General features: G+C 55.9%; 15 protein-coding genes and 1 riboswitch. Of the genes, 3 read left to right on the top strand and 12 right to left on the bottom strand.

Annotated features, from left to right (window positions below):
• The first annotated feature begins 79 nt into the window (after nucleotides 1–79).
• Nucleotides 80–541, top strand: a complete 462-nt coding sequence (gene mntR, locus TA5113_RS16455; protein WP_058314134.1) for a manganese-binding transcriptional regulator MntR — start codon at nucleotides 80–82, stop codon at nucleotides 539–541.
• Nucleotides 542–581: 40 nt separating this feature from the next.
• Here mntR and TA5113_RS16450 read toward each other — a convergent pair whose 3' ends face one another.
• The 10 genes from TA5113_RS16450 to TA5113_RS16400 form a co-directional block, all read right to left on the bottom strand.
• Complete coding sequence (locus tag TA5113_RS16450) at nucleotides 582–1,547, bottom strand: cytochrome c oxidase assembly protein (RefSeq protein WP_058314133.1); 966 nt, start codon at nucleotides 1,545–1,547, stop codon at nucleotides 582–584.
• 190 nt (nucleotides 1,548–1,737) lie between these two features.
• Entirely contained in the window at nucleotides 1,738–3,330 is a 1,593-nt protein-coding gene (gene lnt / locus TA5113_RS16440) for an apolipoprotein N-acyltransferase (protein ID WP_082625812.1), read from the bottom strand.
• On the bottom strand, nucleotides 3,327–3,797 hold the full coding sequence (gene lspA / locus TA5113_RS16435) for a signal peptidase II (protein WP_058314131.1): 471 nt from the start codon (nucleotides 3,795–3,797) through the stop codon (nucleotides 3,327–3,329). Before lspA ends, lnt begins: the two co-directional genes overlap by 4 nt.
• A 76-nt stretch (nucleotides 3,798–3,873) precedes the next feature.
• Nucleotides 3,874–4,323, bottom strand: coding sequence for a DUF411 domain-containing protein (locus tag TA5113_RS16430; RefSeq protein ID WP_058314130.1), 450 nt, complete (start codon nucleotides 4,321–4,323; stop codon nucleotides 3,874–3,876).
• A 3-nt stretch (nucleotides 4,324–4,326) separates the two neighbouring features.
• Nucleotides 4,327–5,700, bottom strand: a complete 1,374-nt coding sequence (locus TA5113_RS16425; protein WP_058314129.1) for a M23 family metallopeptidase — start codon at nucleotides 5,698–5,700, stop codon at nucleotides 4,327–4,329.
• Nucleotides 5,697–6,323 (bottom strand): SCO family protein, encoded by a 627-nt coding sequence (locus tag TA5113_RS16420; RefSeq protein ID WP_058314128.1) that lies wholly within the window; start codon nucleotides 6,321–6,323, stop codon nucleotides 5,697–5,699. Before TA5113_RS16420 ends, TA5113_RS16425 begins: the two co-directional genes overlap by 4 nt.
• Nucleotides 6,323–6,766, bottom strand: a complete 444-nt coding sequence (locus TA5113_RS16415; protein ID WP_235872036.1) for a copper chaperone PCu(A)C — start codon at nucleotides 6,764–6,766, stop codon at nucleotides 6,323–6,325. Before TA5113_RS16415 ends, TA5113_RS16420 begins: the two co-directional genes overlap by 1 nt.
• A 49-nt stretch (nucleotides 6,767–6,815) precedes the next feature.
• Entirely contained in the window at nucleotides 6,816–7,475 is a 660-nt protein-coding gene (locus tag TA5113_RS16410) for a DsbA family protein (RefSeq protein ID WP_058314126.1), read from the bottom strand.
• Entirely contained in the window at nucleotides 7,472–7,897 is a 426-nt protein-coding gene (locus TA5113_RS16405; RefSeq protein WP_058314125.1) for a disulfide bond formation protein B, read from the bottom strand. The genes TA5113_RS16410 and TA5113_RS16405 overlap by 4 nt, the downstream gene beginning before the upstream one ends.
• Nucleotides 7,894–8,490 (bottom strand): SCO family protein, encoded by a 597-nt coding sequence (locus TA5113_RS16400; protein WP_058314124.1) that lies wholly within the window; start codon nucleotides 8,488–8,490, stop codon nucleotides 7,894–7,896. Before TA5113_RS16400 ends, TA5113_RS16405 begins: the two co-directional genes overlap by 4 nt.
• Before the next feature lie 171 nt (nucleotides 8,491–8,661).
• Between TA5113_RS16400 and TA5113_RS16395 the strand changes: the two genes are divergently transcribed.
• Nucleotides 8,662–9,090, top strand: a complete 429-nt coding sequence (locus TA5113_RS16395) for a MerR family transcriptional regulator (protein ID WP_058314123.1) — start codon at nucleotides 8,662–8,664, stop codon at nucleotides 9,088–9,090.
• Between the two features lie 73 nt (nucleotides 9,091–9,163).
• On the opposite strand, the gene TA5113_RS16390 is transcribed toward TA5113_RS16395, so the two are convergent.
• Nucleotides 9,164–9,844 (bottom strand): energy-coupling factor ABC transporter permease, encoded by a 681-nt coding sequence (locus tag TA5113_RS16390; protein WP_058314122.1) that lies wholly within the window; start codon nucleotides 9,842–9,844, stop codon nucleotides 9,164–9,166.
• 44 nt (nucleotides 9,845–9,888) lie between these two features.
• Nucleotides 9,889–10,099, bottom strand: a riboswitch (cobalamin riboswitch).
• A 253-nt stretch (nucleotides 10,100–10,352) separates the two neighbouring features.
• Nucleotides 10,353–11,828 (bottom strand): alkaline phosphatase, encoded by a 1,476-nt coding sequence (locus TA5113_RS16385; RefSeq protein WP_058314121.1) that lies wholly within the window; start codon nucleotides 11,826–11,828, stop codon nucleotides 10,353–10,355.
• A 161-nt stretch (nucleotides 11,829–11,989) separates the two neighbouring features.
• Here TA5113_RS16385 and TA5113_RS16740 point away from each other — a divergent pair.
• Nucleotides 11,990–12,401, top strand: a 412-nt coding sequence (locus TA5113_RS16740; RefSeq protein WP_131726495.1) for a transglutaminase-like domain-containing protein, incomplete at its 3' end; no start/stop codon positions are given.

Below are 12,401 nucleotides of genomic sequence, written 5' to 3'. Positions count from 1 at the left end.
CAAAAAGTTAGACGCGTCTAACTTATCTACCCAAAGCCAACTTGTTGTCAATCCATCAACCTTCAGGCAAAGTCCTGTCATGTCGCCCGGCGCATCACAGACGCGTGAAGATTTCATGCCTGATTCCCGCGATCCCGAAGCCCAGGCCGACGGGTTCGCGCATGTGCGCAATGCGCATGAAAGCGAGATGGCGGAAGATTATGTGGAGCTGATCGCGGAGTTGATTGAAGCCCATGGGGAGGCGCGACCGGTCGACATTGCCGAACGGCTGGGGGTCAAAGCACCGACGGTGACCAAGAACATCTCGCGCCTGAAGCAAGCAGGGCTGGTGCGCCGTGAAAAATATCGCTCGGTTTTCCTGACCGAAAGAGGCCAGGCTCTCGCTGAGGCCTGCCGCCGGCGCCACAGGATCGTGGTCGCATTTCTGCAAAGCCTCGGGATTGACGAAGTAACGGCCGAGCGTGATGCCGAAGGCATCGAACACCACGTCAGCGAGGCGACGCTGTTGGCGTTTGAGAAACATATTAAGAGGCCCGGTTGATCCTTGGCCAAAGACAGGCTGTGCCATCAAATCGCGGTGTTCAGTAAAGTTGCAGCACGGTTATCGCCGTCGCCAGAACAATCGCGAACATCGAAAGGGACCCGATCGCAAGGGTTCGCCCCATCCTTCGATTGGGCCCGGCGGTCTTGAGTTTCAACTCATACGCTGTTTCAGGAAACTCCAGCACGGCCGAATTGGAATCACGCCGTTCATGCCGACGCTGCCATCGCACCTCTTCAAACTTGTTCCATCCATTCATGATGAGCAGAACCGTGACGATCATGAGCATGGAAGAGGGGACCCAGATGATATAGCCACCTGTGGTTTCGTCCGACAATCCGAAACGCGTGCCAGCCGAAAATGACATCGGTGCGCCGCTGTACAAAGAGACCTCTTTCAAAGTGATTAGTGCGCCAAGAAGTATGTTCGATACAATGACCACGAATGCAGTAATCAGTCTCGCGCCATAGGGCCAGCCGCCGACAACGCTACCGGGACCGAATACTGCTGAAAAGTATGATATTCCAGCTGCAACCATGCCGAAATGAGCGACGAATTCTAGTGTCTCACGGGCTTGGGCAGATGAATAGGCCCCGGGCAGCTGCCAAATATAGAGTGACGCGATGAGCAGAAACGTTGCTGGGACTGGACTTCGCACTGCACGCACCACCTGCGAGCACAGAACTCTGTTGATCTGACTCCGCCATCTTCTTGAAAGACCGGCGGCTAACCAACCGCCCGGCTGCGACAAGGCGATGAGCATCGGTCCTAGCAGCCTTGCCACCAAGTGTTCGGCTTGATGCACGAAGAAGTATTGATGACCAAGATCAGGGAGGGGACCAAAAAAAGCACCACCTGCTATGCCTAGACCCGCCAAAAAAAGACCGAGGCGCACATGCGACTTTGGCCTGACCGAACGACTGTAAATAGGATATCCGCGTATTGTAAGAACGACCAACACACTCAAACTTACGAGGGTTGCTAGAAGCGCTCCAAAATGGTCCATGTCCACAACGCCGCCCAACGACCAGACTATCCTAGAGCCCGGGCGATCATGATCGTGGCGAACAATCCGATCAAACAAAATAGGATTGCGCAGCTCGCCGCATGTTGAGCAATATCAAGTCGATTGCCTTTGCGTTTTTTTGCGAGGTATGCGCCCCAAAACGCCCCTAACAATGTCATGACGATTACAATCACGTCAGCCTCCTTTCCAAGTGGCTAAAAAACCGCATTGTGAGAGACGGGATCACGCGGAGGCCGACAAAAAGAAACCAACATGCCAAAACCAGTGGCAAAAGTGTCCAGTCACCGAAGCGCGCATAAAGTGTACGTGGCAGGGCAGGGGGCAGAAGTAGGTCTAGGACTCCCGTCTGTTCAAGGCCCAGACTGGCCAAGACGCGGCCTCTGGCATCAATGACTGCGGAAATGCCAGTGTTCGCGGCGCGAAGCACTGGTAAGCCTTCTTCGACGGCGCGCATCCGTGCGGCCGCCATATGCTGCTCCGGTCCGATCGATGTTCCGAACCATGCATCGTTTGTGGCATTGAATATCCAATCCGGTCGAATGGCATCGTCGACCACGTGACCCGGAAAAATGATCTCGTAGCAGATCGCAATGCCAACAAAAGGTATTCCAGGCAAGGCTAAGGTGCGTGGCCCTGGGCCCGGTGTAAAATCTCCAAGACTTTTGGTCAGACGCTCAAACGGTAACCACTCTCGAAAAGGAACATACTCGCCGAAAGGAACCAGTTTGTGTTTCGCATAGCCACCAAGGCTGCGCCCCTTTGTGTCATATGCCTGGACGGTATTGAAGTAGAGGGTGTTGGCGCCCGACGCGACCCGGTCTGGCACACCGGTCATGAGGATGCTTGATTGGGGGAGCGCGCGCATGATCCTCTGACGATCTGCTTCAACTTCGTCCAGAAATCCCGGATAGGCCGTTTCAGGCCACAATACGATGTCAGGAACGTCACCCTGGCTCGACAGGTCAATGTACCGTGATACGGTTTCTTCTCGCAGTTCCGGACGCCACTTGTCTTGCTGCGGCACGTTTCCCTGAACAATCCGAACAGTGATGTTCGTCGGCTCTTCTATGCCAAGCCAGAGACGGGTTTGCCCTGCACCCCAAAGGCTTGCGGCAAACCCAAGCGCCAAGACCAGGCCCCACGGACGTCTACTATTGCGACTGGCAATCAGATGGGTTGGCAGAACAACCAGAAAAACAAAGAGAAAGCCGAGACCGTAACTGCCAATCCACGCCGCCGGTTGCCGCAGCGGCTCATATTCGACGAGCGCATAACTTGACAGGTTCCAGGGGAATCCCGTCAGGACATGCCCGCGCAACCATTCGGCGGCGGTCCAGCATGTTGCAAAGAGCAGAGGGCTGGCCAGACCTTCAGACAATCGCGACCGCGCCAGCAGAGCAAACGCGAACGAGGCCAGCGCGGGAAAGAACGCAAGCAGCGCGTTCAACCCAGCGACGGCAGGTATGGCAAGCAGACCAAAGCGATCCGCATCCACAAAAAAGCTCTCCGCGATCCAGAAGATCCCACCGGCGAAATATCCCAGACCAAAAGTCCAACCCGTGACCGCAGCGCGAAATGGGCGAAGCCCTCGCAAAATAAAAAATAAGCCACCGTAGGTCGCCGGAGCAAGTATCAAAAATGAGAAAGGCGGAAGGGTCAGGACGGTCAGCGCACCAAGACAAACAATTGCTGCGGCGTGAGCTAGCGAAAGCACAAGGGCGACCTTCCGAAATGCGGCCTTCTCTCCGGCGGTTTCTGTCATTGCTCGGTCTGGGTTTTCTTCAACCCCGGCCAGGCCAGCAGCAGGGCGACACCGCAAAAAATAGCGGTGTCTGCGAGGTTGAAGGCTGGCCAATGCAGATCCCAAACATAAAAGTCCAGAAAATCGGTGACGGAGCCTACTCTGATCCGATCAATAACATTCCCCAAGGCTCCGCCAATGATCAGGCCATGGGCCACGGCCTCGCCCTCTTCTTTCGTTCTGAACATCAGGACTACGAGCCATAGGCATACAACCGTTGCCAGTAATACTAGCCCCCACCATGGCGCACCATTTAACAGACCAAAAGTCACGCCATCATTGCGATGGTAGACTAGATTGAAACCAGGAAAGACGGAAACACCGGAGCTCAGTGTAGAAGCGTTTGCGACGACAGCCATTTTACTCGCCTGATCCACGACGACAGCACTGAGTGTGCTCACCAGCCCGAGAGTTATCGTGTGTTTCATGCTCTGGCCTTCACGCTGCTCAGGGACCGCAAAGTGACGCGGGAATGGGCGTCTTTGAATTGAATAGTGCGAGCCCTCAATCGCCGGGATAGCTGGCAAACACTTCCGTCGTTCCATCGTTGTTGATGAGAAACACGTCATAAGCTTCGCGCCAGCGGCTCTGGTCCATGCCGGGGGAGCCAAGCGGCATCCCTGGCACCGCGAGGCCGACAGCGTCCGGTCTCTCGCTGAGCAACCTGCGAATATCATCTGCGGGCACATGGCCCTCGATCACGTACCCGTCGATAAGGCCTGTATGACAGGACACCATGCGTTGGGGGACTCCGCTGTCGAGTTTGAAACGAACAAGCAGCCCTGCAAACATATCTTGTCCACTCGGCGCAAATCCGTTCTCCTCAAGATGATCCATCCAGGCGAGGCAGCACCCGCAGCCATTGGTCTTTTTGACATCAATCGGCGTGGCTTCGGCGATCGCCTGCGCGGCGAGGCTGAGTGAGAACACTGTGGCAAACGTGAATAGTTTCATGATCTACAGTCTTTCTGAAGTCGCGGCGGCAACTTCCTGGTCAAGCAAACCCGTGAACTGCGCGCGAACAGTTTCAAGACGGACCAAAATGCTGGTGTTGGTCTCGACTTGGCTTGCCGCCGCGGCAAGCCGTTCTTCTGACATCGGGTCTGTCGGGCGACCGTCTACGCGCACTTCGTAGTGCAGGTTTGGACCAGTCGCGGTCCCGGTGGCGCCGACACTGCCAATATTGTCACCTGCGGCGACTCTATCTCCAACGCCCAGTCCCTCCGGGACGTCGCTGAGATGTGCGTATCGTGTCATGGTGTCTGAACCATGTGCAATCTCGACCACGCGCCCATAGCCGCGGCGTCGCCCAATAAACGAGATGCGGCCCGGTGCCGTTGCGTAGACTGGCGTCCCTTGGGGCGCCGCAAAATCAACCCCGGTGTGCATGCGCACATCCCCAAAAACCGGGTGCCTGCGATTGCCGTATACCGAACTCAGCCGCGCGCCCTTCACGGGTTGTGCAAACACCCGTAGCAATTCCCCATCAACAAAAATCGTCGCGTTTCCGGATTTGTCGTCGGGCCAGACGACTTCATAAAGCGTCTCCTCGATCGTCAGCGCGGCGAAGGACAGGCTGGGTTGCCTAATCTCTTCATCCTCGAACACCGTTTCACGCCACATCAATTGTAGCCGTTCGCCCCCTTTCAGATCCCGTCGGAAATCCACGGTGCCGCCCAGCATCTCGGCGAGGTCCACTGCAAACCGAGCCGGGACATCCGCTGACGCAAGGGTGGCAAAGATCGAATTCTGAACGGTGGTATCGGCGGCGCGAACAATCAAGTCTGGCTCGGGAACAATCCTGCGTGTCGCAATCTCATCTGTAAACGTGGCTTCAATCCGAACTCCTTCGTCCACCGAAAGCGCGACGCGGCGTGGGGTGCCCGACAAGGAAGTTTCGACTTCAATGCCGTATCCGGGTTTCAGTTTTCGCAGATCGTATTCTGCAGCCAAGGCAAGCGCGACCTCAGCGCGGTCGCTTGCAGTAAGACCTGCTTTGGAGAGCAGTGCATCCAAGGTTTCGCCGGCGGACAATGTCCCTGACCAGATTTCAACTGGGGGCTTTACTTCAGGCAAAGCGACACTGGCCAATTGCAAGGCAGGGGGCTCTGGCCTCCATGCGACTGTCACTGGTTCAAAAGTCTCGTTCGAATAGATTGAAAGCAATTGATCCGGCGGTGCGGGCATCCGCATTGGTGACGGTTGCCAATCAGACACTGCTGCCAGCGCCTCCGGAACGGGAGCCTTTCTCCAGTCGGTTTGGAAACCAAACATCAATGCGATGGCAAGGCTTGTTCCGGCGATACTTGCGACGAGATATCTCAGCTTCATGATGTTTCTTCTTCGGTTCTTGCGAGGACACGGCGGATCTTCGGCACCGCAAATTCTCTTGGTTCATGATAATCGATTGTGCCGGCAAACTGTCCCTCAGCATCGAACATGAAGACGCTCGCCGTATGGTTCATGGTATAGTCATCACCACCGGTGGCGACCTTTTCATAACTCGCGCGAAATCCCTCTGCGGCCCGCATTGTTTGATCCTGTGAACCCCTCCAACCCTGGATGGCTGGATGGAAGTAGCTGACATATTCCGCCATAGCCGCAACAGTGTCGCGTTTTGGATCGACCGTGATGAACACGACGTTCATGTCCGCAACATCATCTCCAAGGTCGTCGAGCCAGCCAGAGATATCCGACAATGTGGTGGGGCACACATCGGGGCAGTATGTGAAGCCAAAAAACACCATGGATGGATTGCCCAGAAGCGACGCAGGTCCGACAGTTTCACCGCCTTGATCGGTCATCTGAAAGTCCATCTGGGTGAGCGGCAAGGGTCGCTGAGCTACAGGTTCAGGCGCGCCGGGACCATCCACCTGCCACCAGCCGATGAACAGCGCCAGCGCAGCCACTCCGGCAATTGCGGCACCATAAGCAAGGAGAGTTCTTCGGCTCATCAGCCCTCCGGCCCACGTGCCGCAATGCCAAGAATGGGCACATCAACGGTCAGCGTCCCGCCATCGGCAAAGGTCAATGTCAGCGGAAAGGTCTCGCCTTCCACCATCTTGGTTTGCAACCGCATCAGCATGGCATGCATGCCACCTGGTTCCAGCGAAACACTTTCGCCCGCTGGGATGGTGATTTCACCGACTGGGCCCATGGAACTCACACCATTGGCGTCCGTCTTGGTCTCATGAATGTCAGGCATCATGGCGAGCGGCGTTTCCAGCCCCACCAATGTCACTGGATCGGTGCCGGTATTGCGCAGTGTCATGTAGGCCGCACCTGGACGGTTGATGCCGATGGACGCGCGGGCCCATGCGTCGTCAACGACAATATCCTCAGAGCCAGCAGAAGAGGTGGTCGGTAATCCGACAATCGCACTGAATGCAAGTGCGATGGCTGCAACGGTTGAGTTCACAGGTTTGCTCCTAAAGTCAGTCTTTTGATCACGACCCGGCCGCCGCGACTTCGGCCGCAACCAAGGCGCGCAGCTCGTCGGCTCCGAACGGGTCAAGCGGTTTGCCATTCACATAGAACGTTGGTGTCTGACGCACGCCCATTGTCTCCACATCCGCACGATCCTGATTAAGGATTGCGAGCGTCTGGGGCGCTTTCATCTGGTTTTGTGCGGCTTCTACGTCCAGACCGGCCTGCTCTGCAATGCCAAGGATCAATCCCGGCGCTGGTTCACCGTGGGATGCCCATCGTGGCTGAAATTCGAGGATCGCTTCTTTGACCGGAATATATACGTTCTGCATGCGCGCCGCTTCCATCACCCGGATCGCCTCTTCCGATGCAGCGCCATGAAATGGGGTGTATCGCAATACGACGCGGACCTGATCGCCGTGTTCCGCCATGATGTCCTTTATGATCGGATAGAAAGCACGGCAAGCTTCGCAAGCGGGATCGAAGAACTCCACAATTGTAACCGGCGCGTCTTCTGGTCCCATGATGGGTGAGTAGGGACGCATGAGTGCTTCGGCGATTTCGGGTTGGACCGGATCAACCTGAGCGACCGGGGCAGGGCGGGACTGATACCAAACGGCGGCGGCAAAGACTGCAAGGCCGACAAGTAAGACCGACAGAACGATGGATTTGTTTTTCATGGACGGGGCTCCTTCAGGGAGAAAAATGACAAGAAGCCGATAAACGCAAAGGCAATCAGCGCCAAGAGCGGGATAGGGATTCCAAGAAACAGCTGATTGTCGCCGGTGCAGGATGGGCCAGTCGCCGTGCAGGGTTGGATCGGCTCGGGCAAAACTCCAGTATAGAGACCAAGATGCCAAAGCGCGATGGCAGCGCCACCGAGGGCGAGCGCAACGCCGTAGCGACCGACCCGTTGATCCTCCCACCAGAGACCGAGGCCCAACACGACGGCCAGAGGGAACATAAACGCACGCTGAAACCAGCACAGACTGCACGGAGCCTGCCCCAGAACCTCACCGATATAGAGCACGGCCAAGGAACTTCCCAAAGCGACGATCCACGCGGCGGCCAAAGCCGTCTCTTTTGCCATCAACCGGCTCATAGCGACATCCGCGCCTTCAGATCGGCAAGGATCTCCTCTGCCGGCGTGCCATATGTCCAGGCCCCCACATATCCGCCTTGCGGATCAAAGAGGAACAGCTGAGACGAATGCCCCATCGTGTATCCGTCGGGCGAAGCCGCCTCCTCGATCTTCTCAAAGTACACGCGGAAGGTTTCCGATGTTCGCTTGATCTGATCTGCCGTGCCGGTGAGACCGATGATATTGGCATCAAATGCCGGTACAAATTCCGCGAGTTGTTCAGGCGTGTCGCGTTCGGGGTCAATCGAGATAAAGAGCGGCTGGACTTTGGCAGCATCGGAGCCGAGCGCATCCATGACAGCGGCAACCTCGGCCAGGGTCGTGGGGCACACATCGGGGCAATTCGCAAAGCCGAAGAACACGAGCATCCAGCGCCCGGCGAGGTCTTCGTCCGTCTGCACCATGCCTTGATGATCGGTCAGTTCGAAATCAGCCCGGAACGCAGGATCATCAGCGCGCTGTTCATTTCTGGTCGAGACTTGCAGCCAGACGAACCCCGCGATCGCGATCGCGGCGAGTCCCCAAAGCACTTTTTGTAACGCAGATAATCTCATTGGTCGTGTTGCGCCCGAGTCCGCCCATTTTTAGAGCTTTCTAAATGTTTAGCCCCTAGAGGTTCAAGTTGTTTTTCGGCATTGCGGCAGCCTGTCACGGACCTGTGATTACAGTGCTGGCTTGCGCATGCCAATAGCTATAGCTACCACCACTATAGATATGGAGGTTTCATGCTCACGATCGGAAGTTTGGGAAAGAAAACCGGAACGAAAGTTCAGACCATCCGGTACTATGAACAGATCGGGTTGATGCCCGAACCGGGTCGCACTGAAGGCGGGCAGCGGCGCTACGGGGATGCGGAAGTTGACCGCTTGTCCTTTATCCGGCACGCACGCCAGTTGGGGTTTCCCCTTGAAGCGATCCGCGAGCTTCTCGATCTCAGCGACAATCCCGACCGCTCCTGCCATGAGGCGGATTCCATCGCCCGGCGACAACTCAAACAAGTAGAACTAAGGATGGATCGGCTGAAAGCGCTTCGCACCGAGCTGAAGCGCATGATCCACGAATGCAGCGGAGGCAATACGGCGGACTGCAAGGTTCTCGAGGTCTTGCGCGATCACTCAGAGTGTCTGACCGACCACGATGCAATCGGCGCATAGTCGCGCCAATTGCTCGCATTCCAAAACGGTGTGTAAAACCACAATGGTCGGTCGTACTTGGTTACTAATTACCTTAGGCAGGTTGATAGAGCCGGGCGTGCGGAAGGCCTGTGTTCTCGAACCTCCGGAATGTCTTTGCCAAAGCCAGAGCACCAAGGTCAATGATAGGTTCAAGCAATACAACGATGATGTAGACTGAGGCGAATGCACCTGCATTTGCTAAGGTCTCTGCTGTAAATCCTTGCCCGTAGAATACCCAGAATGCCACCCATGCGACAATTCCACCTTGGAACACCGCAGATAGCTTCGCGGCTTGGCCATAGGTTACTTCAGTGTAAGGGGTGTCGGCCGGTATAATTCGTTGAGCCAATGCCGCCATCGCCAAAACTGGTAGAATGAGCGTAGTCAAGTTCATTCCCAACTGCGGAATGTCGGAAGGTGAAAACAGGAAGCTTTGCGCGACAAGACCAAAGATCAGACCAATAGCTGTTGGAACTGTGCCGAGGATCAGGAAAAGTGTGGTTCCAAGTATCAAATGTACTTCTGACACTCCAACAGGTGGATGCGGCAGAAATTCAAAGAATCCGAGCACCATCGCGCTTGCCGCAGCGGAGCGTCCGACCAAAGCTAAGATGTTACCGTTCTGCTTCACGTGATCAACAGCGAGCTTGGCGACAATTCCAACTGAGGCAACGCCAGTCGCGGTTCCCAGTACGAGTTTTGCGCCGTCCACGACGCCAGGTTCAATATGCATTAGTTCGTCCTTTCTGCACCCATCGTGCAAGATGCCTCCCTAGAGGCGTCACAGTGTACCTGGCAGGTTTCCTGACTCGCGCTTCATCGCGGCAATTTCCACCTTCCCGGATCTCTCCAGTGGTATTCGGAATGCAGCTAACGCTCACAGTTGCGTGGGCAGTCTCGGATCAGGACAGGACTTGATGTCCCTACCGCGTTCCCATTTACCCCGCCGCCGCAAATCGGCTTTGGGACCAAGTCCGAGCACCTGATATCCTCGGCCTGCATGAGTCAAGATGGTTTGTAGAATGCAGTTGGTGCGTAGTCGCTGTGGTGACCACATTTAGCCCTAGTATGATGCGAGATAACACAAAACTACTCCATCAAACAGCTAGTTACATCAACTCATCTTTTCAACTTTCCGAGAAAAACTAAGCCCAGGACGGATCTCCCTGGTCTTCATCCGAAAAAGCAAAACATCCCCAAGAGCGGAACTCTTGGGGATGTCGTGATCAGACCAAATCAGATTATTCGGCCGTCGCGGCATAGTTCATGATGTGAAAAATCATGTTCTGTTCAATTGTGCCATCGACAAGGTGTGCCCACGGGCCTTTGGCATAGGCGGCGACATCCTCACCCGAATGGGTTTCGGAGGACTTGGGAACCACCGCCTGCTGCAAATAGTCCAGGTCTGTCGCGGCCTCTTCGGTGAGCGCCGGACGCGTACCAAAGAAAGAACCATCCGCTTGTTCGGTCAGAACCGATCCCGCACCGTTCAGGTAGCCGGCGACGGTGAACGGCTTATTGTCGGCTCCCAATTCGGGCTCTCCGGTATGCGCCACGCCTTCGCCGTCGATGCCCATGCACAGGCCAAGGATGTCCGACCCACGCCCGCAATAACCATTGAAGGCAAGCGCATGTTCATGATCAGCCGTCACGATGATCAGGGTGTCGGCATCGTCCGTCAGTTCATCAGCGATCGCGACGGCGTCGGAGAACGCCTTTTGGTCACGTACCGCGCGTGCAAGGTTGCCGCCGTGGTTGGCATGGTCCACGCGACCCGCTTCGACCTGAAGAAAGAAGCCATTGTCCCCCGATTTTGCCTGAAGCGCCTGGATGGCCGCACCGGTCATGTCGGCCAGGCTGGGTTCGTCTTCGCGGTCAGCTTCGTACATCATGTGGCTGCTTTCAAACAACCCGAGGATCGGGGTCCCATCCAAAGGGGTGTTTTCGAAAGACGCCTGATCGGTCGCCAAATGAGCGCCTAGTTCGCTTTGGGCTACGTCCATCAGATTGACCCCGTCTTCGCGGCGCCCGCCTTCGTCACCATGAAAGTTGCGCATGCCGCCGCCCATGGCGACGTCGATCATCCCGGAACGCATGGCCTCGATCAGCTGCGTCGCAATGTCAGTCTGGGTGTCGCAACCTTCAGGCACTGACGCCTCGAAATTGCGGTCCACTGTCTTTGCGTAGGCCGAGGCCGGTGTCGCATGTGTGATGCGCGCTGTGGAGACAATGCCGGTTTCTTTTCCCATCTCACTCATAAGTTCGTTCATGGAGGAAACGGTATTGCCCGGCAGCGTCGAACAGTCGCCGCGGTTCACGTTTTCATTCACACCGATGATGCCTGCCTTGGTTTTGATCCCGGCCATCATGGCCGTGCCCGTGCCAGCGCTGTCCGGTGTCTGGGCGTTGACGTTGTAGGTCTTGACCAGAGCGAGGTTTGGAAAGGCCTCCTGGGGTTGAACATACTCATCACCAAAGCCGCCCTCTTGCTGGCCTGCAAACAGACGCGATGCGTAGTTTGTACCAACGCCGTTGCCGTCAGAGATCATCAAAATGATGTTGAGAGCCCTGTTAGTATTGGGCTGCTTTGCCAGTTCTTCGGCCAGACGCTCCTGTCCGGATACGAACCATTCGTTTTCGGCCTGAGGCAGGTCTTGTGCTGTCGCCATGCCTGATACCGCGATAGCAAGGGCAGATACCGCTGTTAATGTCTTCATTCTTTCGCTCCAGTAACGAGGGTTGGGTCTGGGTCGAAAATGCTACTTTTTCGCATCAGATTTGTGACAGCGTGTTGGAATCGTCGCGAGAATATTTAAGCTTGAACCTACAGTCACTATAGCAATTACATGTTGCGTCAGACGATTCGAGGAGATGACAGTTGACCGCCAGTGACCCGCTTGTTGCAGCCACCCCAATCCTTAATTTCGACCATCCGTCGATTGCACGACTGGTTGAAGACAAAGGATGGAAAACTCTTTCGCCATATGACCGGATCGGCGCCGTTTATGATTTCGTGCGCAATGAAATTGCCTTCGGGTACAACCGCGCAGACAACATCTCGGCCGCCGAAGTCCTCGCTGACGGTTTTGGTCAATGCAACACCAAGGGCACGCTTCTTATGGCCCTGTTGCGTGCAGTCGGTGTACGGTGCCGCCTTCACGGCTTCACGATTCATAAAGAGCTGCAACGGGGCGTCGTACCTGAACTCGTTTATCCGATCGCCCCGGAAGAGATCATTCACTCATGGGTTGAGGTGGAGACCAAGACGGGTTGGGCAAACCTCGAAGGGT

This window comes from Cognatishimia activa, from assembly GCF_001458335.1.
Lineage (GTDB): Bacteria > Pseudomonadota > Alphaproteobacteria > Rhodobacterales > Rhodobacteraceae > Cognatishimia > Cognatishimia activa.
Note: the sequence above shows the minus strand (reverse complement) of the source record. Positions and strands in the feature narration are given on the sequence as shown.